21 protein-coding genes and 2 pseudogenes are annotated in these 21785 nt (G+C 55.5%); 12 read left to right on the forward strand and 11 right to left on the reverse strand.

The window, feature by feature from the left end; genetic code table 11:
* Position 1: 1 nt before the first annotated feature.
* From A3709_RS06690 to A3709_RS24800, 4 genes and pseudogenes are all read right to left on the reverse strand, one after another.
* On the reverse strand, positions 2-1054 hold the full coding sequence (locus A3709_RS06690) for a DUF481 domain-containing protein (protein WP_082849955.1): 1053 nt from the start codon (positions 1052-1054) through the stop codon (positions 2-4).
* Between the two features lie 611 nt (positions 1055-1665).
* Positions 1666-2511 carry a transporter gene (locus A3709_RS06695; protein ID WP_197484101.1) on the reverse strand — a complete coding sequence of 282 codons (846 nt, stop codon included), beginning with the start codon at positions 2509-2511 and terminating at the stop codon, positions 1666-1668.
* 115 nt (positions 2512-2626) lie between these two features.
* Positions 2627-3433, reverse strand: coding sequence for a sulfatase-like hydrolase/transferase (locus A3709_RS24795; protein WP_255359725.1), 807 nt, complete (start codon positions 3431-3433; stop codon positions 2627-2629).
* A gap of 205 nt (positions 3434-3638) precedes the next feature.
* Positions 3639-4064 (reverse strand): annotated as a pseudogene (locus A3709_RS24800) (sulfatase-like hydrolase/transferase); the annotation flags it as partial.
* A gap of 749 nt (positions 4065-4813) precedes the next feature.
* Between A3709_RS24800 and A3709_RS24805 the strand changes: the two are divergent.
* The 5 genes from A3709_RS24805 to A3709_RS24455 all read left to right on the forward strand — a co-directional run bounded on the left by A3709_RS24805 (position 4814) and on the right by A3709_RS24455 (position 8871).
* Positions 4814-4996: a DEAD/DEAH box helicase gene (locus A3709_RS24805; protein WP_066052008.1), complete on the forward strand. Its 183-nt coding sequence runs from the start codon at positions 4814-4816 to the stop codon at positions 4994-4996.
* A 25-nt stretch (positions 4997-5021) separates the two neighbouring features.
* Positions 5022-5477: a DEAD/DEAH box helicase gene (locus tag A3709_RS22500; protein ID WP_255359726.1), complete on the forward strand. Its 456-nt coding sequence runs from the start codon at positions 5022-5024 to the stop codon at positions 5475-5477.
* Positions 5478-5526: 49 nt separating this feature from the next.
* Positions 5527-6357, forward strand: a complete 831-nt coding sequence (locus A3709_RS06720; RefSeq protein WP_066052014.1) for an SDR family oxidoreductase — start codon at positions 5527-5529, stop codon at positions 6355-6357.
* Positions 6358-7068: 711 nt separating this feature from the next.
* On the forward strand, positions 7069-7827 hold the full coding sequence (locus A3709_RS06730) for a hypothetical protein (RefSeq protein ID WP_066052019.1): 759 nt from the start codon (positions 7069-7071) through the stop codon (positions 7825-7827).
* A 39-nt stretch (positions 7828-7866) separates the two neighbouring features.
* Positions 7867-8871 (forward strand): NAD-dependent epimerase/dehydratase family protein, encoded by a 1005-nt coding sequence (locus A3709_RS24455; RefSeq protein WP_066052022.1) that lies wholly within the window; start codon positions 7867-7869, stop codon positions 8869-8871.
* 140 nt (positions 8872-9011) lie between these two features.
* On the opposite strand, the pseudogene A3709_RS24460 reads toward A3709_RS24455, so the two are convergent.
* The 4 genes and pseudogenes from A3709_RS24460 to A3709_RS06750 form a co-directional block, all read right to left on the reverse strand.
* Positions 9012-9281 (reverse strand): annotated as a pseudogene (locus tag A3709_RS24460) (thiamine pyrophosphate-dependent enzyme); the annotation flags it as partial.
* A gap of 306 nt (positions 9282-9587) precedes the next feature.
* Positions 9588-10130 (reverse strand): glycine zipper 2TM domain-containing protein, encoded by a 543-nt coding sequence (locus tag A3709_RS06740; protein ID WP_066052025.1) that lies wholly within the window; start codon positions 10128-10130, stop codon positions 9588-9590.
* Positions 10131-10162: 32 nt separating this feature from the next.
* A complete protein-coding gene (locus A3709_RS06745) occupies positions 10163-11371 on the reverse strand; it encodes an OmpP1/FadL family transporter (RefSeq protein WP_066052029.1) in 1209 nt (402 codons plus the stop codon).
* An 83-nt stretch (positions 11372-11454) separates the two neighbouring features.
* Complete coding sequence (locus tag A3709_RS06750; protein WP_156507597.1) at positions 11455-12057, reverse strand: hypothetical protein; 603 nt, start codon at positions 12055-12057, stop codon at positions 11455-11457.
* Between the two features lie 404 nt (positions 12058-12461).
* On the opposite strand from A3709_RS06750, the gene A3709_RS06755 reads away from it, so the two are divergent.
* Positions 12462-12920 (forward strand): sulfatase-like hydrolase/transferase, encoded by a 459-nt coding sequence (locus A3709_RS06755; RefSeq protein ID WP_066052035.1) that lies wholly within the window; start codon positions 12462-12464, stop codon positions 12918-12920.
* A 53-nt stretch (positions 12921-12973) separates the two neighbouring features.
* Positions 12974-13168 (forward strand): hypothetical protein, encoded by a 195-nt coding sequence (locus A3709_RS06760; RefSeq protein ID WP_066052038.1) that lies wholly within the window; start codon positions 12974-12976, stop codon positions 13166-13168.
* A gap of 49 nt (positions 13169-13217) precedes the next feature.
* Here the strand turns inward: A3709_RS06760 and A3709_RS06765 are convergent, their stop codons facing one another.
* Together A3709_RS06765 and A3709_RS06770 are read right to left on the reverse strand one after the other, a co-directional pair.
* The gene (locus A3709_RS06765) at positions 13218-13844 is read right to left on the reverse strand and encodes a response regulator transcription factor (protein WP_066052041.1); all 627 of its coding nucleotides are present in this window, start codon (positions 13842-13844) and stop codon (positions 13218-13220) included.
* Positions 13841-14953, reverse strand: a complete 1113-nt coding sequence (locus A3709_RS06770) for a sensor histidine kinase (RefSeq protein WP_197484103.1) — start codon at positions 14951-14953, stop codon at positions 13841-13843. The genes A3709_RS06765 and A3709_RS06770 overlap by 4 nt, the downstream gene beginning before the upstream one ends.
* A 143-nt stretch (positions 14954-15096) precedes the next feature.
* Here A3709_RS06770 and A3709_RS06775 point away from each other — a divergent pair, with 143 nt between their 5' ends.
* Positions 15097-15510, forward strand: coding sequence for a DUF2141 domain-containing protein (locus A3709_RS06775; RefSeq protein ID WP_066052047.1), 414 nt, complete (start codon positions 15097-15099; stop codon positions 15508-15510).
* A 3-nt stretch (positions 15511-15513) separates the two neighbouring features.
* Positions 15514-16953, forward strand: a complete 1440-nt coding sequence (locus A3709_RS06780) for a carotenoid oxygenase family protein (RefSeq protein WP_066052050.1) — start codon at positions 15514-15516, stop codon at positions 16951-16953.
* 38 nt (positions 16954-16991) lie between these two features.
* Here the strand turns inward: A3709_RS06780 and A3709_RS06785 are convergent, their stop codons facing one another.
* Positions 16992-17480, reverse strand: a complete 489-nt coding sequence (locus tag A3709_RS06785) for an Lrp/AsnC family transcriptional regulator (protein ID WP_066052053.1) — start codon at positions 17478-17480, stop codon at positions 16992-16994.
* 96 nt (positions 17481-17576) lie between these two features.
* Here A3709_RS06785 and A3709_RS06790 point away from each other — a divergent pair, with 96 nt between their 5' ends.
* The 3 genes from A3709_RS06790 (at position 17577) to A3709_RS06800 (ending at position 21754) form a co-directional block, all read left to right on the forward strand.
* Complete coding sequence (locus tag A3709_RS06790) at positions 17577-18797, forward strand: aminotransferase class I/II-fold pyridoxal phosphate-dependent enzyme (protein ID WP_066052056.1); 1221 nt, start codon at positions 17577-17579, stop codon at positions 18795-18797.
* A gap of 83 nt (positions 18798-18880) precedes the next feature.
* Positions 18881-19891 (forward strand): AraC family transcriptional regulator, encoded by a 1011-nt coding sequence (locus A3709_RS06795; RefSeq protein WP_066052059.1) that lies wholly within the window; start codon positions 18881-18883, stop codon positions 19889-19891.
* Between the two features lie 102 nt (positions 19892-19993).
* A complete protein-coding gene (locus A3709_RS06800; protein ID WP_066052062.1) occupies positions 19994-21754 on the forward strand; it encodes an amidohydrolase in 1761 nt (586 codons plus the stop codon).
* Positions 21755-21785 lie beyond the last annotated feature (31 nt).

Raw genomic sequence — 21785 nt, forward strand, 5'->3', positions numbered from 1 at the left:
ATTAGTACTCCCAACCAATTCCAGTGGTCAAGGAGTAGTCCCTGCTTTTTCCGGAATTTTCTGCCGCGTTATCAGTAGAAGACCACGCAGTGAAGTCCCAGTACAGGTCGTCGATCAGTTCCCAGCGAAGCCGCAAATTGGCATTGGATCTCACACGTCCGGAATCCGTCAGGCTTGGGTATAGAGTAAAACCGAGATCAAGATTTAACTCGGGCGTGCTGAACTGCCACACTGCATAATTTACATTGAGCAGTAGTTCGATATCCTGATTGGTGCTTGTGTCGGCGTTACTATCACCACTGTCCAGCGGCTTTTCGGTAATCACTTGCATCCCTGCCACACCGTAGAGACGTCTTCGATGGTTATCGATAAAGTATCGCCCCAGACCAGCGCCCGCGCCTAGACGGTACGCCAATTCAAGTTCATCGTTGTCCTCATAGTTGGCAAAAATGGCCCTGAACGCATCTGCGCGATTTTCTCGCCAGACATCTCTGTAGACATCAACACGCGTCGCGGACGTGTCGTCTTCTTTGGTTGTAGTGATTTCAGTCCGTGCTCTGAGAAGGTTTCTCGAGCTCTCGTCCTCATAACTCACCTCGGTATTGAAACTGAGCTGTCCGACGCCGCTAGCTTTGGTGTAGGAATACCCCGCTGCAAGATATACATCCAGGCGCTCAGCAAAGCTATCCTGGATGGGACGCAACTCAATTACCTGCAACCACTCCAATTCATGCCTTTCAAACGGATCTATTAGAACCGCCTGCCCCGCCCTCTCACCTTTCTCTAGCGAGCCGTACAGACGTTCGCCGTCACTGAGTCTCACCTCATAGCGATACTCACTGCTGATACTGGCGATCTCAGGCCATTCGATTCTCACCGTACCCATGGCACTAGTGCTAAATTCGAGAATGCTACCGAAAAGAGACTTGATCTCTCCAGTCAACTGGTCTCCGTTGTATAGAGTAACGACGTCGGTTTTACGCGTAGCATGCGCCTCCAAGCTGACCAGGAATAACATAGTGGCCAGCCAAGCGCTGAAAATTTTCAAGGACACAGAGTGTTCCTCCAATGCCGCCCTGACGATTACATAATAGTAGCAAACGATCAGAGATATCTTGGCAATTCCCGTTGTCGCTCAAAGCTCTCTAAAGTAATTGTCATAGATCATCCAGAAGACCCTTCCGACGCATTCAAGAGGGCGTCCCTGCGCAGCCCTGGCAAGGATCGATAGCGCGAAGTCAGCACCAGATAGGAGCTGGCGGCACGATTCGTATGGAAGAACGTCGGACGGGAATCATCCAGATTAGTCCCAACATACTCAATAATCGAATCGCGCACTGAACCTAGGGGCCTGTTGTTTTATGAATAAGGTCTAGATGGTGTCATCGATGCTTTCGGAACCTGCCTTCCCATAACGTCCCTCACTGAATAGCCAATCCGACAGAGCTATTGCCTGATGCCTTGAAGAAGTATCGGTGTTCTAGGCCTCGAACGACCAAACTGTCGTTTCTCGCCCGCTGCGCTGAATCAGGACATACATGCTGATATCAGGTGATGCGAGAACCAAATTACGAAGTTCGAGTTCTTGTTGCGGTAATCTACCCGCGGCGCACGCTCAGATGGTTAGCTCGTTGATCGCTGAAGTAACAACGTCTGCTCACCCATTTACTGCAAGGGCATACTCGGTATCGGGAATGTGAGCGTGAGCAGTAAGGTCTCTCCCTCAAGCGTGCTCCTTGCTCCAGACTCCCAAAAATAACGAAGGTCAGCGAATCCGTAGAGTTTGGACTTGCTGGCCAGCGGCAGCGAGACCTCGGGACCTATACCATACACCTCGTGCTTTCCGACAATTGGGCCCGATGGTGGTGTCGCACCGAAGTCGTCACGACTGACTTTCCATTGTGCATAATAGGCAATGCCCGCGCTCGCGGCTCCTTCCATAAACGACTTCCCGAAGCCGCCCTCAATCGTCACGATGTCCCCCACCGTAACATCGGAATCTTCTTTCTCACCGTGCGTTTCGTAAAATGCGGTCGCAGCAAAATGCCAACTGCGCGCCTCATCAAAATACACCGTAGTGCCCGCGAACGCCTCGTAGCTCCACATGCCGAGGCCTCGATTTTCATCGGCATCTGGATCGTACCTTCCGGTAGGGGCATAGAAGCCAAGTCCCGCGGTGAAATCGGCCCTGTCCCGCGTCCATCCCAGGATCAGTGGCTGAACATAGGTATCCGCCAGACCGGTACTGGTCTCAGTGTCACTCTGTAGTGCGGGGAGTTCGACTGCATTGTTAGTCAACGCCGGATACACGGCAAAGCCATAGTTGGCACCCAGCAGCTGCTTCTCGGTTGTCCACAGCAACCCCGCGACCACGGCGGCGATATCGACACTACCGCCTCCTGCCGTCGTCGGGAAAGAATTACCCCGCTTATCGCGCAGGGTACCGGCGGAGTAGTCGTAGACCATGCCGACGCCATACAAGCCCACAGGTGCCTGTGTACCGGACAGCATTCCCAGATCCCCACGGGTGTTATGGCCCGATAGTTGCGCAAGAGCAGCGGTGGAACAGAGTCCCACCATGCCGCAGATCATTATTCTGAAGAGAAGTATCACCATGATTGTGTCCCTAGCGCGGTGGCTTATACGGGTCAGCCGCTCCCGCCGGGATTGGTGGTTCATTTTTCAACGAGACTACATGCTCCTCCAGTTGCGGCAGCGCTGCCTTGGGTACCCAAGTGTGGGGGAAGAGAACATTGTCAAGTTCCTGTGGGTCGCTTATCAGGTTGTAGAGCCGCGGCATGGTGTACTCTCTTAGCACGCCGTTCCAGCCGGTCTGCTCCTTGAAATGCAGTTTCCAGTCTCGCCAAGTCACACCAAAGATGTCGTTGCCCATGTATACGACAAAGCCGTCACGCCCGGACGCTTCTTTCTCGCCTACAAAGAACTCCGCCATATCGATGCCGTCAATCATGCGATCATCAGGCACTTTTCCACCTGCGAACTTGGCCAGTGTTGGGAACAGGTCCATCGCATGGACAATCTCATCACTGACGCTGCCCGCAGCTATCTTGTCCGGCCAGCGCACAGCGAACGGGACACGCAGAGCTCCCTCGTAACCAGTGAAAAGTGTCGAACGCCAGGGGCCGGACGAGCCGTGCAGGCCCGTCTCCACAGTCATAGAGGTTTCCCCCGCGCTTAGCGCTTCGGGTCCATTGTCAGCAGTGAAAATGAAAATGGTAGTGTCGCGAATACCCAGTTCATCAACGGTATCAAGTAACTCTCCGAGGTAGCCATCTACCTGCATAAGCATATCACCCCAGACACCCTTGCCGGACTTGCCGGCGAAATCCGGGTGCGGCATCGCGGGAAAGTGGGTGGCTGTATACGGCAGGTGAACAAAGAACGGCTTCTCGGCTTTCGCCTGTCGTGACATGAAGCTGATCGCTTTGTCGGTCAAATCCCGGTCTATCTGAGGGCGATAATCGAGACGGTAGGGCCTCACCTTTGTGGGCACCATCCCTCGGGTGCTCTCCATCACATAGGTTTCGGGTAAAACCGCTCTCGGCGAAGCCATGCACCGAGGTATAGACCGATTCATCTGTGGAGTTAGGTACTCCATACCACTCGTCAAAGCCCTGGTCTGTCGGAAAGCGGCCCTCTGTGCGGCCAAGGTGCCACTTGCCAAACATGCCCGTGGCATACCCCGCATCAGAGAGCATCTCTGCCATGGTGACTTCCCACTGCACCAATCCGTAGACACCTTCCCCCAGCGGCACCGTGCCGTTACCGCTGCGAATCGCATAGCGCCCGGTCATGATTGCAGAGCGCGACGGCGTACACTGAACCTCCACATTGAAATTGGTCAGTCGCATACCCTCTGCGGCCAGCTGGTCCATCCGGGGTGTTTCAGCTCCCCTGATGATGCCACCGCCATCGAAGCCGGGCTCTCCCCAACCGAAGTTATCGAGGAAAACCAGCACAATATTCGGCTTGTCGGAAGCGCTCGCAAAGGGACTGAACAGGCACAACACCAATGCGAGAAGAAAAGACTTATTCACTTTCATCAAAATGGTGACCCTCACTTTCGATACGGGGTTGAAGAACCATGTTCAACCAGAGTAACGTCAATGCCGCGTTCTGCATCTCAACGTGAGTCAGCTCTGACCGGCCGATTTTTCGGCTTGGCTCTGGACTGATGAATAATGTCAATTTCGGAGCGACTCGTAACACAACGCTGACATCGTGTGACATGTGCATGACATAGTGTCCAGTGAATAGTCGCAAATTCAGTACCGCGCTAGCGATGGATTTGAGTAGAATCCAGCGCCGCTGCGTTCGCGCCCTGCTGGTGGGTCTAATCCACTTCGAGCAACAGCCCGGGGGGATATCGGTGTCCAGATCGCTGCCTACAATTCCTTGTTAGATTCATTCCGCTACGGACAGGAGCCGCTTGCATATTCAGAACTCCGGATGTTCGCGCCCATCCTGCTTCGCAACACTAGCATTGAGGCAGGGCCAACGGCAGAAGCAAGAGGTCTGTCACCCTCAAAGGCGGACTTCGATGGAGTTGTTCGCTGGAAACTGCGAACATACAAACCAGCCCTATCAGACCATGTCGAAGCTAATTTGCCCGACATCGTACGCATGAAATGCTGTCTGTGCTGGCGGAAGTGCACAAACGACACTGAGACTCGCGAACAATGAACAGTTCCTCTTTTTAGAGCCTGAGCCTGTCCCAGAAGCAGTTGCGGAATCTATCTGATCTTGGCTACAAAGTGATGACCAATATACAGGCGGTCGCGCTCCCCCCGCTATGGCCGGCATTGATCTGATCGCCCAGGCAAAAACAGGCAGCGGCAAAACAGCCGCCTTTTCAATTTCCTTGCTGAACAAACTGAACCCACGTAATTTCACTACGCAGGCGATAGTGCTTTGCCCAACACGCGAGCTGGCAACTCAGATAGGGGGAGAAATTCGGCGACTGGCGCGTTATTAGCAGAACGTCAAGATCATCGTATTATGTGGCGGCCAACCGATCGGACCGCAGATCGAATCTGCTCGAACACGGCGCCCATATTGTCGTGGGTAGGCCCGGCGGAATCATGGAGCATCTGCGCAAGGAAACGCTCTCACTGGCGTGGATTAACACTGTTGTGCTCGACGAGGCTGACCGCATGCTGGACATGGGCTTTGCTGATGACACAGCCAGCATTGTCGATATGACTCCGGCGAGCCGCCAAACTTTACTATTCTCAGCGATCTACCCGAATGGCATAGAGCGCTTAAGCCGAAAATGCCAGAGATTTTCACAGCAAATACGCGTCGCTAAAACGGTAGAAAGCGCCAGGATAGTACAGCGGTTCCTCATCACAGACAAACTACCGGAGGCTGCACTGCCGGAGCAATTAAATCACCTCGACAAAGTTGTATCAATACGGCGCACTACTCTCAAATACGGCGAAGTCAGGCTACACTAGCGTCTCATATCAGCGGGCTAGCCCGTCCGACTATTTGCGAGAGAATTTAATGAGTACATCGAGTTTCAAGGACAAGACTGTCATTATCACAGGCGCCTCGGCAGGCGTAGGTGCAGCCTGCGCGGAGCTATTTGCGGATCTGGGTGCCCGCCTAGTGCTGTCTGCACGCGGCGCGGAGGCGCTCAACACGTTCGCCGACACGCTGCGTGAAAAAACCAGCGTGCTCGCCATCCCCATGGACGTTGCCGACGAAGCGGCCTGCCAGGCTCTAGTCGATCAAACCGTCAACGAATATGGGTCGATTCATGTATTGGTGAACAACGCCGGTGCCCATCACCGGGGTGACGTTGAGAGGCAGACGGCCGCGCATCTGACCCAGATGGTAGACGTGAATTTGCGCGCACCGATCTACCTGACGTCGCTGGCATTGCCGCACATTCGCAAGGCTGGTAGTGGGGCAGTGGTGATGGTTGGTTCACTCGCAGGCCGCACACCCATGCAGGGTGCGGCCACTTACGCAGCCACCAAAGCAGGATTGAAGTCATTCACACATTCACTGGCGGAAGAATTGTTAGACAGCGATATCAACGTGGGCGTGGTCGCACCCGGGCCGATCGATACTGCATTTATCATGGAAGAAATTGACCGGGTGGAGGACATCGTGTACTCCCAACCCATGAGCACCGCTCAACAGGTGGCAGAGGCCGTCGTCGCAGTCGCCAATGGCGAGAGCGTGGAGATTTGCCTGCCCTCTTTCAGTGGTCGGCTCACCACGCTGAGCTACCTGTTCCCATGGCTGCGCAGAAAAATGCGCCCGTCGCTGTACAAGAAAGGCGCAAAGAACAAAGAAAAGTATCGAGCTCGCGCGAACGGGCCCTGAACTCGCGTCAGCTAGCCAATACAGAGACTCAATGCACTGACGGTACAGCGGGGCCTCACGCCAGAACAGGCATCCGCCAAGCAGCACCCCAGTTAGACCAATCGCCATGGCATAGCGCAATGAATGCCTCTCCAGGCATGGGGCCAATGCATCTTTTGCAATACGGATCGCACAGGCATACCGCAGATGCCTGTGCTCACACGTACTCGGGCGCGAGGTTCTGGATGACGGCGTACCTGGAACCTATTCATAAAGCCGAGACAAAGCCGCCAAACATCATGAATACCGTAGCCACCGGCACGGTGATGTCGCCGAGCCTCCACTTATGGGATTCCGCTCACAGCACAAAGGCAAATATAAAAGATGCCGAAAAAAGTGCGCTGATCGCGGGAAACCAGAGCTGCCAGCGCGGGTCACGTTGGCTGAGTTGATCACAAACCACACCGTCTATCAGTGCCCCAATGATGCCACTAATGGCACCGGGAATAACCAGTAGCAGACTGGCGTCGCCCTAAGGGGTCCGGGATTATTTCGGCACGGGCATGCATATGTAGCTTCGAAGACAGAGAAGACGCTTTACGCACCCCGAAACTGCGACCTGGAGAAGTCTGATTACGGCAACCGATTGGGCCAAAAATTGTTGTCTCGGCTGATCCACTTCAATTCCTCTGCGTACCTAAGATCAACTTATAGACGTTTTCTGGACAAGCAGTGATTTCAAATCTTTTCAAACGCCACATCTTCGCCACTTTCATGTGCTTGAGCGCAGGCGTCGCCTCGGCCGCAGAACCGGGCTGGGACCTCCAGTTGGAGCTGGGCGCGACCTTCCAACAAAAAAACGATGTGCAAATCCCCAACAACAACGAGGGCACCAAGTTCGCGCTGGATGACATCTCTGGCAGCGGCCCCTGGGCCACCGCCCGCGCAGACATCAACTGGAATATTGACGAGAAGCATGGCATGCGCTTCGTGTTGTCCCCGTTCTCCTACTCGGAGTCCGGTTCGCTGGATGAACCGGTGAGATTCGCCGGTGAGGAATACGCACCGGATGAACGCATTAAAGCCAGCTACCGCTTCAACTCCTGGCGCGTGGGTTACCGTTACAACTTTATGGACCGAGAAGACTGGCGCCTCTGGGTGGGTGGCACGCTCAAAATACGCGACGCGGAGATCAAACTGAGCCAGCAAGGCGTAAGCAGCAAAGACGACGATCTGGGTGTTGTCCCCCTGCTCTACTTCGCAGCTGAATACCAGATTAACCCAGAGTGGCTGGTAAAGGCCGACTTCGACGGACTGGCCGGTGGGCCTGGCCGCGCGTTCGATATCAGCGCAAGGATTGCCTATCGCCCGGACGATAAATGGACGGTCGGGTTAGGCTATCGTGGGCTGGAGGGCGGCGTAGACGGCGACGATGTATACAACTTTGCCTGGTTCAATACCGCCTTCACGTCGGTTACGTATCGCTTTTAGTCAGCTCATCCCAATGCCTCGCTGAATTTCGGAGACCCCATGCCCAAACCAAAGCGCATCGTCACTGTCACGGGCGCCGGCGGCTTCGTCGGCCGCGCCCTGGTCACAAGATTACTGAAGGAGCCCTCACTGGAAGTGCGCTGCATGCTGCGCGCCGGCTCAGATCGGGAGCAACTCCAATCCATCTCAGACCGGCTCACTTTTTGCGAAGGGGATATCACCCAGCCGGATAGCCTGGTGCCAGCGATGAAAGACAGCTGGGGCGTGGTGAACCTGGCGGGCTATCGGGAGTTCTGGGCGCGCGACCGCGAGCAGTTCTATGCCATTAACCAACACGGTGCCGAAAACGTCTTCGAAGCATGCCTGGCTGTCGGCGCTGAAAAGGTGGTGCAAGTCAGTACGCCGCTCGCCTTTGGCGTACCTAAGAACCTGCCGTTTAACGAGGAGAGCGCCCCCGGAGCACATCCCAGCGATTATGCCCGTTCAAAGTATCTCGGCGATGCGGCGGGCTGGACAATGCACCGCGAGCGTGATCTTCCCCTGACAGTAGTGCACCTCGCAGCCGTTATCGGCGCCGGCGACGACAAGTCCACTATGGAAGTACGCCGTGCGGTTGAGGAACAGCTACCGGCACTGGTGGGCGCGGACACGACCTACACTTACGTCTACCTGCAGGACGCCGCTGAAGCCATTGCCCGCGCACTGCTCTCACCCGACACCGTTGGCCGTCGCTTTCTGATCGGTGACGAGCGCGCCACAACACGGGAATATTTTCAGCTAATCGGCGATATCGCAGGGGTTCGCACGCCCGACATCAATATCCCCGAGCGCTGGTTGATGCCGACAGCGCGTGTCATGGAGTGGGTTTCACGGCGCACCGGAAAACGACCCGCAATTCCACTGGATGTCATCAAGACGACCGCCGCGGGATCGCTGCTGTTCTCTGCAGAGCTGAGTAAACAAGCGCTGGCCATGGAATACACGCCACTGCGAGAGGCTTTAACTGAAGCCGTTGCAGACATACGCGAAACCGGTACACGGTAGGCATCAATCAACTCGCCTATCGACCGCACCACCCAGGGCTCAACCCAGCAAGGATGGCACCTGTGCGGTCGAGCGCTAGTTCCAAGATGCTGTACTTCGCGATTATTGAATATCACCACCGTGTCATCGAGCGCCCCTCGTGCCATCGGACATAGTGCCTGCATCGTATACATCGCACTGCCGTCACCTTCCAGGCAAACCACGTTGCGCTCCGGACAGGCGATAACTGTACCCGCAGCACCAGGGCCAGCTATCGAAAACTGACCTCGGCACCGCACAATGCCGTCACGCCACTCCACTGGGTGATGTAGATAGCGATCATTAGACCAGAAACAGCGGTCTGTCAGGCACGCTACAGACTTCCCGGGCTGTCGTAACCAATGTAAACGAAAACCCAATGTAAAGCCCATGCGTGTCCCTGTTACCAAACGCCTGATTAATCGGCTCGAGCAGAATGTTCATCAACTGCCGGTCGAGAAAATTTAGGGTATAGGTCAAAAACAGGTTGAATAACTATTAGTTGCGAAAGTGTGAGCTGAACTGGTTATGGAGCATGGTAATTGCTCAGAGTCAGCACATTCGCGGCATGCTAGCGAAAAGAAATTAGGCACTCCAGCCAAAGAAAATCTATGTTCACCGGGCTTGGAAAATAAACTGTCATCGGGACTATTGAATGTACCAATCGCGATTGAATGTGACGCTTGAATTCCTGGTCACTAGGGCTGCTCGACACCCACGCTGTGTAATACCAACTGGCCATTGACTACCGGAATCGTGTCGCCCTTTGGCGGCTCATCCATCCGCACGCTGCCCGACTTACCATCGATCTCATATGAAACGTTGTAGCCGCGAATATTGACAGTCTCATCCATCACTGTGGTGCACTGTTGCTCGGTTCCGGTCTGAGTATTACCGGCCTGATAATTTTTCTGCGCCTTCTTGCCCACCGCGCCGCCAATGACCGCGCCCGCTGCTGTGGCGATCGCCCTGCCACTGCCCCCGCCGATCTGGTTGCCCATTGCACCGCCAATAACAGCACCGCTTGCCGTGCCGGCTATCTGCTGGTCATCCTTTACCTCGGCCTGGCGGGTCACAGTGACATTCTCACAGACCGTTCGGGGCGTCTGTACTTTTTCTTCAATCGCCTCAACGCTGATGATCCTGGCCAAGTTTGCATCGACCGCATTCTCGCTCTCAGCGCAGCCGACAAGAACTAGAGCACTCAAGACGTGTAAATGGATAGGTGTGGATACTCTCATACGATATCGCCTCGCGTGTCAGGGGTATCAGTTTATAACGCCCAACTTAAGGAAAATGAAAACTCGAGCACATGGTTGTCGGCGTATTTGCCGCCCCACCGCTCCGAACTTATGCGAGCGCTACCGAGATCAGTATAGTTCAAATATCCACCGATACTGATATTGTCGCGCAATTGGTAGCGCGCGCCGCCGGTGTATCGGACCTGCCTGTCTACGGGCAGGTCAGCCGTGCGGTCGTGTGCACTGACCGGGTTGGAGTCATAGGCGATACCGCCGGTGAGATCCCAGTGCCTGGATGCTGCGTACTCGAGGCCCAAGGCATAGTGATACGTGTCATCCCAGTTTTTTACCAGCGCAGCACCCTCCTCTGGCAACGAGACAAACACGTTATCCAGAGCACTCCAGTCATCCCAGCCGATGGTCACGCCCAGCCCCCATCGCTCGTTCAACTGGTGATAGAGACCCAGACGCAGAAGTGCCGCCATTGTCAGGTTAGTGTCAGAATCGATACTGCGATCGAGAATACTGCCCTGGACCTTTACGTTGCCATCAAAGTCCGCGTCGATCTCGCCCTGATAGCGAATACCCAGTCGGGTATTGTCGCTAAATTCGTACATCGCTCCGAGCGCATACGAGAAACCGTTGTCCTTGCCATCCAGCGCGCCCTTACCGGCATCGCGCCCGGGTATGGTTGGCAGCGCTATCTCGAAATCCAGCGTCGTATAGTAGTACTGCAGTGCAAGACCCAGCGACAGCTTGTCGGTGACCTTGTATCCCACCGTCGGCGATATCGCCAGGACAAGCAGCTCTACATAAGTGTTCTGGAAGCGCCCCGCCCAGTTCTGATTATACTCCAGTCCTGCGCCCGCCAGCCCCGCACTGGAAATGCCTACGCTCCATCTATCGGAACCAAGATCGTTAATATAGGCAAAGCTAGCTACCGGTGCATTCAAACCGGCCTGCCCGCCGTTGTCGTCGCCATTCACCGGCGACGTGTAATCAAGATCAAACTCAACTTCCGGAATAATCGCGCCGGCACTGCCGAACACGTGACTGCCCGCCAGACGCGTGCCTGTGGCCGGATTATGAATAATCGCAGCTGCATCGTCAGTGCCCGCTGCGGTGCCTGCACTGGAACGTCCAGAGGCGAAATCACCGTACTGGTTCAGCCACAGGCCACCGGCCTGCACAGACCCTGCTCCCAACATCATCAGGAGTAGCACTATCGAAATATGCTTCATATTCAGTTCTCGCCGTAGGTCCTATCAGTCCGAAGTATAGTTCAGGCACACTGAGCTTGTTTCTGGGTGACGATGCACTGCCCCTAGCCTCCGACCAGCGACAATAGGGACTGATTCACCATCGGCAGCAGAAACACTGTGAATCCGACCAGAACCGCATAGAGTCCAACCTGGGTCTTGCGCGAGACGTCGTAACCCTGGCGCCGACGCGTACGCACATACCAGACAATAAACCCCACACAGATTGCAATCTCTATCAGCAGCCCCACCGCCGGAGCAGAGTTATACAAACCCCAGCCGAATACCGGGAAATCCTTATTCTCGGGCGCACCGAACCAGTAGTGTTTAAAACTGACCAGCAAATCCATCAGCTCATGCGCGACGTTGAGCGCAGCGACAATCAACGCCAGTTGCAGGCTCTTAAAAATCAATCCCGCGGCCAGGGAAAGCACCAGCGTCCAAACGATCACGGGGGCAATATCATGACTGTAGGTCATATCGACGGTCATATGCCTGAAAGACGCATCAAAGAACCCGCTAGGCTCAATCGTCTCCCCCCCCACCAACGCGAAGCTCACCATAAGAAAAACAAGTGTCTGGGTCGCCATCAGGAAAAACCAGAATGGCGCGAGACTGCGATTGCTGTTGTACGCCCAGGGCACCAACGCCGTTGTATAGTGGCCCATTAGCATGACTAGTCCTCCTCCTGGGCGATGAGGCGCGTAATCAGCCAGAAGGTACCTATACCTATATAGGCGAACGAAAAAGCAATAATCGTCGTGTGCATTACCCAATCCCGGTTCCCGTCAAGGCTAACGTACTGCACCGGCACTTGTTGCAAAACGCAAAAATCAGCACATTCTTGCGCGCTTCTTCGCGGTAAGACTCAGCAAGAGGAGTGATACATATGGCATAAGTGGAGCACTCATCGGCTCTGGAGGCACTTTCACTGAAGAGGAAAACACGTCATGACGTGGTGGAACCCATCCAGATAGACAAGCAGATATTTCAGATTGTTATGACCGAACCCTGTAGATAGGCCCCGTCCGCAGTCAATATCCATTCTGGCGTACTGCATCTTGTCACTGGCATGATCGCTGCAGCAAATGCGGAAGATCAGCGCCCCGACATTCTTATTGTGCTGGCAGACGACATGGGCTGGGCAGATTCAGGCGCCTTTGACAGTGGAATCAAGACGCCCAGTATCAACAGCATTGCCGCTGATGGTGTGCGCTTCACCAACTTCTACACCAATCCTATGTGCGCGCCTACGCAGGTCACTCTGATGAGTGGCGCAGATCATCATGTCTTAGGCGGTGGCGCATTTAGCATCCTCACTGCGCCCAATCAACAGGGGCAACCCGGGTACGTAGGCTATCTGCGCCCCGAACTGAAAACCCTGGGCGACGTGATGCGCGGCGCTGGCTACGGCCAGATGCTCAATTGGCGGCCAGATACACCTACAGCCAGATCGACAGCTACTCGGAATCCCGTGACCTGGCCTAGTTCAGTGAGGACAAAGGCGTCATATCTCTCAAAGCAGGCCTAGAACACCCATAGCATACCCATCTGGGGACACTGCCTCTCTTTGGCACAGTCCACTTGGGTGCCAGCGGCTTCACGGGTCCCAACCGCAAGGCACTCGGTTTCAGCCACTTCTGTATGGCCGGCTACTCGGTCAGCGTCAATGTGACCGAGAGCAACCGCTATTTCGAATCGTTTAGCGTGGGTGCCCACGCCAATTTCGTCAGCGACGTGGATGGTTACTCGCTGCGATTCAGTTGGACCTTGAAGTAGAGGGACGCGCACTTGCGCCTCGTGGCTGCGCCACCTAAATCGCTTGCGATCAGATCAACTGCCAGTGAATGGCATACAAGACAGCCTGGGTGCGGTCACGGCAGTTGAGCTTGGTGAGAATATGGGAGACATGGTTCTTCACCGTACCTTCGGCGAGGTGGATGACGCTGGCGATCTCGCGATTTGACAATCCACCCGCCACTAGCCGTAACACTTCGCGCTCCTTGTCACTGAGCAGATCAGGATCTGCCGGTGGCGCATCTTTCACAGTGGTGCTGGCCTGAGAGACAAGGCGCGGCTCGGCAATAAAGCCGCCGCCAGCCACAGTCTCGATCGCCTCGATCAGTTTATCCAGAGAGACATCTTTGAGTAGAAAGCCATTTGCGCCGGCAGCGAGTGCATCCAGAAACAGCTGGTGATCATCGAAGGTCGTCAGCATAAGTACCGGCTGACGTTCACCATTGGCGCGCAAGCGTTTAACCATGGTGATGCCATCCATGCCCGGCATGCGGATATCGCACACCAGTACGTCGATAGGTTCCTTGCGCAGCGTCGCCAGCGCTGCTTCGCCATTATCACATTGCCAGGCGGTAACAGCTTTACCAGAAAGCGCTATCAACTGGGCAATGCCCTCTCGTATCAATGCCTGGTCGTCCACCAGTCCTACACGAATCACGCGGGCACCCTCTCTAGCTGGGGTAAAGTCAAGACGAGGACGCAACCGCCATCCGGACGCCGCGTCAGCGCCATTTCGCCACCAAATGGCGCCAGACGGGTGCGAATATTCTCGAGACCAAACCCGGGTACAATCGTACCGCGCAGGCCTCTGCCGTTATCCGCGATACTGAGCACACCCTCGGCGTAATGGATATCGAGGTGATCTGCACCTCCGTGGCGAATCGCGTTGTGAATACCCTCTTGCAGGCAGAACACCAGTTGCTGAGTCAGCTCGGCGGGTAATGCGGGCAATTCGCGGTCAACCTCAATCGTCACCCCTGGCGTGACGCTGGCCAGTCTGTGAATCGCTGAGGCGAGATCATCACGGCGTTCCTCGGTCATTTGTCTGACCGTACTCCGGATACCCTCCAATAATTCTCGGGCCAGGGCCTGGCTGTCTTCAATGCGCGGGCGCAGTGCGTCCGGCGCCTGGTGTGCCAATGCCTCCAGCTGCAAACCGAGCGCTGTTAACTGGTGTCCCACGGTATCGTGCAAATGCCCGGCAATACGCAGGCGCTCTTCCGCCTGACTCTGCTGAGCCAATACGGCGCGTGCAGCGAGCAACTCGCTGTTCTGACGACTGAGCATTTCCTGGGCCGCCACCTCACGCTGTTTGGTCAGGCTTGAGGTAATAGCAAAAGCCTGCAATGCGATCATCGAGACAAATGAGATCTGATAATTATTGGTCTCCCAGGTCAGCTCAAACACCAAAAAATAAGTAGCATTAGCCACCAAAAACAATAGCCAGCTCTGGCGCGCGCTCAAGTGATAAGGTGCGCTGGCCATGAGTACAGCGGCCAGCACAGGCGTCAGGGTGTTGGTATGCATAATGAGGGCGATCACGCTGAGCACAAACATCGCTACGGTACCGGATACGGTAACCCGGCGAGACAGCCCCAGTTCCTCGTCGTAGGCCTTTACAGCGAAAATCACGCCGAACAGCAGGTACACCAGGAAGTCAGGCCAGACCTGAAAATTCAAACAGTTCACGACCGCAACCAAGCCGGTGGCCACAACGCCACTGGCGATGAGCAGATGATTTTCCAAAGATGGGGATGATTTAGCCATGTACTGCAGCATACCGGAATTGAGCCCTTGGCGTACCGTGCCAAAAGTCACGGTTTGAACTCGCAGTGCCAGTGACTTCCCGCACCTGCCATCAACCCCGGGCTGCGCGAGACTGAACTCGTCACTTACACGAGGGAAGCAACATGAAGAAGTTCTGGAACGCAGCCATTATGGCACTCGAACTGGCACAACCGGTTCAAGCCGCCGATATCGACATTCTCGTAGAGGGTATTCGGGAGCACACCGGGCAACTGTACTGGACCGTTTTTGATACCGCGGCGGACTATCAGGCCGACAGCAACCCTGTGATCGCAGCCATCAGTCGTGTGTCCGGCGACACGGTTCAAGTCACTCTGCGGGGGGTTGATAGCGGCGAATATGTCGTCAAGCTGTACCACGATGAAAACAGTAACGGGAAGCTGGACACCAACCTGGTCGGCCTGCCACGCGAAGGCTACGGCTTTAGCAATAATGCCGGCCAGTTTGGCCCGCCCAGCTTTGACGAGGCCAAAGTGACTGTCAATCAAGATACCCAGATTCAGATCAATTTGAGGTGACCCATGGAACGACGTGAATTTCTCAAGGGCCTGGCAGCTATGGCCAGCTTGCATGCCCTGCCCAGCCTGGCGCTTGGCGAATCAGCGCCGGCCTGGTCTGTCGGCTTCGATGGTCTGACTTCGGACCAGCCACGGCTACCTATGACTGTAGAGGGAACGATACCCCAGGCGTGCTTTGGCACCTTGTACCGAAACGGCCCCACACTTTACGAGCGTGCCGGGGAGCGATATCAACACTGGTTCGACCCGGACGGCATGATTCAGGCATTCAGGCTGGGCCCGGATGGCGCAAGCCATGAAGGCCGCTTCGTGCGCACCCGAAAATATGAGCGGGAACAGGCCGAAGGCCGCTTCCTGTTCAACGGCGCCGGCACCCAGGTGGCCAACCCGGCACCGCCGCGCAGTAACCAGGACTTCAATGTCGCCAATATCAACATACAGCCCCATAACGGTGAACTCCTGGCACTATGGGAAGCAGGCTCTGCCTACCGTATCGATCCGGAGACACTGGACACGCGAGGCATACAGGCGTGGCACGATGAGCTTGAGGGCGTGCCCTTCTCCGCACACCCGCGATTTGATGAGCGCGGGGATATGTGGAATATCGGCTCGGTACCGTTCGCAGGGACGCCGACACTAGTGCTGTACCACGTGAACGCCACCGGGAACATGGTCAAGTACCGTGCCCACACCCTGGATTTCTCAGGATATATGCACGACTTCGTGTTAACCCCGCGCTATCTGATTGCCCTGAATAGCTCCGCGGTTCATGAAAAAGCACCCACGTTTATCCAGGGCATCCAGTGGCGCCCGGAAATCGCCAGCCAGTTGCTGGTGTTTGATCGGGAGGATTTCTCTCTGGTAAAGACAATCGAAGTGCCGGCCAGTTTTGTGTTCCACTTCGGCAACGCCTGGGAATCAGGCAACACCATTGAGTTCACCGCCGCTGCCTACGCCGATTCGCGTTTTATGCAACAGGGCATGCATCGGCTGGCGCAGCTGAAGGCCGGGCCGTATCACGACGACCCAACACTCGTACACTACAAGCTTGATCTCACTAGCGGCAAAGCGCATATCAGTTCGCTGGAGACTGACTTGGAGTTTCCGGTGTTTGACCGGCGCCAGCCCTTCTCGCCCCAGCGTCTATACGGTGTGAGCGGTGGCCAGGGCACACTAAGCGGCCTGCCCTCTTCGATCGTCAGCGTCGACCCGCGCTCAGGCTCGATGACACGTTATAACTATGGTGAGCATGTTATTGTCGAAGAGCCGCAGTACCTGCCATCGGGCTACCTGGTGCACAGCTTTCTGGATTTCAATAAGCGCTGCACCGGCGTGGCGGTGCTCAGGACCGCAGCAATCGAGGAAGGCCCGGTAGCCACTATGACCATGGACCGGGTACTGCCACTGGGCTTTCACGGATGCTTTGTGTCCCAGAGCGGCTGATAGCAAGGCCAAAAAAGCCGCCCTTTGAGGGGCGGCATTTAATCGGCGTCGACGTTTACATACAACGGCATCTCAGCGTTACGCGTATGTTCGAAAATCAGGTGGGTTTCCAACTGCGCCACCTCCGGTCGAGTGGTCAGTGAAACCATCGCCAGATCGCGGAGATGTTGTGCGTCCCGTACCCAGACATGAATCAGAAAATCGCTGGCACCGGCAATATGGTAGATTTGCACCACTTCTTCCAGGCTCAGAACATGCTGGCGAAAGGCGCTTAAATCCTTGAGAGAGTGATGCTGAAGTTTCACTGCAATCATCGCCTGCAGGCTAACCCCTAGTGCCTCAGGGGCAAACTCTGCAACGTAACCACGAATTGCCCCCTCCCGCTCCAGGCGCCGCACTCGCACCAGGGTTGTCGATGGGGCCAATCCAATCTGCTCGGCCAACTCACGGTTGCTCAGCCGTGCATTATTTCGCAACAGCCGCAAAATCTCATAATCTGTTCGGTCTAACTGGTCAAAAGCACTCATAATCGAATTTTATTCGTCATTAGTATCCTATACAGAATTTTATGATAGAAATTACTCTGAATACAGCCTAACAAACATGCTATCAGGATATTTACTATGAGCCACCAACACCCGGTAGAAGCCCTCGCCAATCTCCGCCACGAATTTGGTGAACACGGTGGCGTCAACATGTCCATTGAAGCCAGTTCTACCTTTACCGTGATCGACCCCGGCACCATGCCAGAAATTTTCACTGGCCAGAAAGGGCCAGACAATGCCGGCTGTTACCTGTATGGGCGGCACTTCAATCCTACTGTTTACAACCTGAGTCGACAGCTGGCTGCTATGGAAGGCACCGAATCCGCCTACTGTGCAGCCAGCGGCATGGGTGCTATTTCCGCGGCCATACTCGCCCTGTGTGAGGCCGGCGATCACATTGTGTCGTCCAATACAATCTATGGTGGAACCTATGCACTCATGCATGACTTTTTGCCGCTGAAGTGCGGAATGACAACCAGCTTCGTCGACAGTTCTGACTTGGACGCGGTGCGCTCGGCCATTACAGACAAAACCCGCGTGCTCTATGTAGAGAGCGTTTCCAATCCTACCCTGCGAGTAGCCAACATCCCTGCTCTGGCTGACATTGCTCATAACGCAGGCATCCCGCTGGTCGTCGACAACACTTTCAGTCCGCTGCTCATCAGCCCCGCTCACCTTGGCGCCGACATCGTGGTGCACAGCATGACCAAATTTATCGGCGGTGCCTCAGACCTGATCGCCGGTGCGGTATGTGCCAGCCAGGCGTTTATTGGGCAACTCATGGATCTGCATACAGGGCCGCTGATGATTCTTGGACCCACCATGGATCCCAACGTCGCTGCCAACATTGCCCTGCGCCTTCCCCACTTACCGCTGCGCATGAGCGCCCATGGTGCTCGTGCCCTTGCGCTGGCAGAACGTCTTCAACAGCGAGGCACGCAGGTGAGTTACCCGGGGCTTGCGACACATCCTGACAATGCGTTACTCGCAGAACTGGGCAATGCTGAGTTTGGCGCCGGCGGGGTGCTAACGATTGACGCGGGCAGCAAAGAGAAAGCGCTGGAACTCATGGGCGCCCTGCAAAATGAGCAGCAGTTTGGCTTTATGGCGGTAAGTCTTGGCTACTTCGATACGCTCATGTCCTGTTCAGCATCGAGCACATCCAGCGAAATGGAAGACGAGGACATTCAGGCGGCTGGCATCAGCCCCGGCCTTGTTCGCCTGGCTGTGGGATATACCGGCACCCTGGAGCAACGCTGGAGCCAACTGGAGGCTGCGCTTGATTCCGTCGGCATGTAAGTAAATCTGTCGGGCGCTGGGCGTGACGGTAGGCATTCCGATATCATCAGGACACCGACGACATCGCCATTTAACAGGAATTCATGCCCAGCGTTTCAACCCACCACTTCCTCGCCGCAATGCGCGGCGCTCAACTGAAAGGCTGGTCGCGCCAATCGCTGCTCGCAGAAGCGGGGATGAAGGACAACTTCGATTACGCCGGCGAACAGCGCTTCTCGATTGATCAAATGACCCGGCTCACCCGAACGATATGGCGGGTGCTCGACGATGAATTCATGGGGTTTACGCGCACACAGAGCAAACCGGGCACGTTCGCTTTTTGCGTCAAGGCAATGAGCAAAGAGCGAACATTGCGAGATGCGCTGATGACCGGATCTACTTTTTACAGCCTGGTCACTGACGATATCGAAACGGAGATCATCGAACACGGTGATCACGCAGTCATCGACATCCGTTTCCAGCATCCCGAGCTGGACCCTGACTACTACTTCGAAGATTTCTGGATGGTCATCTGGCATCGCCTCGCCAGCTGGTTCACCGGGCTGCGCATTCCGCTGCAGTATGTCAATTTTACCCAGGCCAAACCGCCGCACAGCCGCGAGTTAAATTATATGTTTCCCGGCGTGCTGGATTTTGGCACAACGTCCAGCCAATTAGCTTTCGATGCGCGACACCTGGAGCTACCGATCAGCCGTAGTTCCCGGGAGGTAGATCGCTTCCTCGCACGTTCGCCATTTTACCTGCTCTCCATTCCCGGCTCCGAGGGCATGCTCCACGGCACTATTGTCAGCATGCTGACACCCGAGGGCAACGGGGTCATGACGTTTCCCAGTATTGAGGAGATTGCGGCGCAGTTGGGTTGCTCTGGTGGCACACTGCGACGTCGGCTGCGCGAGGAGTCCTCCAGTTACTCGAAGATCAAAGATGAGTTGCGCCGCAACGTGGCCTACAAGTTACTGGCCGACGAGAGCATACCCATCGAGGATGTGGCACTGGCCGCGGGTTACTCCACGGCCAGCCCATTCATTCGCGCCTTCAACCAATGGAGCGGCACTTCGCCTCGACAATACAGGAGAAAGCTGCGACCGCGCTAACGCGTGGCCCGGATTTGACCGTTGCTGTCTGCCTGTGCCTATACTGCATATGACTGTAGCCAGCATGCACACAACGTTCAGGAAACCCTTAAGGATCTAGCTATGCGATTCAGCCACACCCTGTACATCGCACTGCTAGCGCTCATCCTGTCTGCTTGTCACCGTGATTCTGAGCAATCACCACTGACCGCCAACACGCCCCCCGCTGACTTGACGATTCTGGGTGCTACCATATACACAGTGGCCGAAGATCGTCCGCACGCAACGGCGCTTGTTGTGCGCGACGGTCGTTTTATTTATGTCGGCGACGACGACGGCGCCAAGAGATACCGCGCAACAAATCTCCTCACACTCAATGGCGAGCTGATCATTCCCGGCCTGATCGACGGTCACGCTCACCCTGGCTACGTCAATGTAGAACGATTCGGCAAGGTTGAGGGAGAGACCCCAGAGGCTTTACTCGAATCCGTGCAAGCCTACGCTGCCGCTCATCCCGACCAGCAGTGGTTGCGCCTGTGCTGCTGGCCCACCAATATGTTTGTGCGAGGAAGCGACGGGCCCAGAAAGGAAGTTCTTGATGCCGTAGCTCCAGGCCGTCTGGTCTGGTTTGAAAGCGAAACTGCACATGATTTCTGGCTCAACTCCAACGCTCTACTCGCCTTGGGCGTAGACAAGAATACACCCGACCCAAAACCCGGACTGGCCATGTACGCCAGAGACGATCAAGGTGAGCCCACCGGCTGGGTGAAGGAAGGGGCCGGCGTACAGCATTTCGCCAAGCACTTTGCCGTGACCGATGCGACGCACTTGGCACAGCACAAACAAACCGTGGCTGAGACTCTGCAGATTCTCTCAAAACATGGCGTCACAGCACTGTTCGACGCTGGAAACAAAGGCTATGGCGACCACGTGTATAACGTCATTTCTGAACTGGAGAAAGAAGGCAGACTACCGCTTCGCTACTACGGAACGTACCAGATATTTACCCCGGAGCGGGCAATGACGGCTATTGCTGAGGTGCAACGATATCAACAGCAATACGGGGGCGAGCTTCTGCAGTTCAACGCCGTAAAGGTCTTTATGGACGGCATCAGCGCCAACCAATCCGCTGCTTATAGCCAACCCTATCTGGGCAGCGGCACATCTACCGAGCCTCTGCTCTCCACGGCAGAACTGACGGAACTACTAATGCAGCTTCACGAAGCGCGGCTCGATCTGATGGTGCACAGCATTGGTGACCTCGCGACTCAGACAGTACTGGACGCGGTTGAACAGGCACAGGCCAACATCGGTCAGGATTTTTATCCTCGAGTCACGATTGCCCACCTGGCGTTGATAGATCCTGCAGACATACCGCGCATCCACCGACTCGGCATCATTGCCAATTTCTCTCCCTGGTGGTTCGGTGTGGAAACGAACGATGTTGTTGAGAGCCTACTTGGCAAGGGGCGCTACTCCCTCATGTACCGCGCCAGATCCGTTGTGGAGTCAGGCGCCAGAGTGACATACTCCAGCGACGAATGGTGGGGGGGAGAAATGCTGGCCGCATTCATCAGCCCCTACCTCGGCATGCAGACCGGACACACCCGGCAGTATCCCGTAGAGTGGTGGCAGAGCCCTGACGACGGCGTTCGTTCGCCCGCTGACGAACGCCTCAGCCTCGAACAATTACTGCGCGGCTATACCCAAAACGGCGCATATCAGCTGCGACTGGAAGACGAGACAGGCTCTATCAGCGCAGGAAAATCTGCAGACTTCATAGTTCTCAACAAGAACCTGTTTAACGTAGACCCTCACGAAATCTGGCAGTTGCAACCCACTGCGGTTGTTATGCGAGGCCAGCTGATACAGGGTGAGTTCTAATATTGAATAGCGAAATTAATCGAAAGTTTCA

The sequence above is a fragment of the Halioglobus sp. HI00S01 genome, from assembly GCF_001635445.1.
Lineage (GTDB): Bacteria > Pseudomonadota > Gammaproteobacteria > Pseudomonadales > Halieaceae > Halioglobus > Halioglobus japonicus.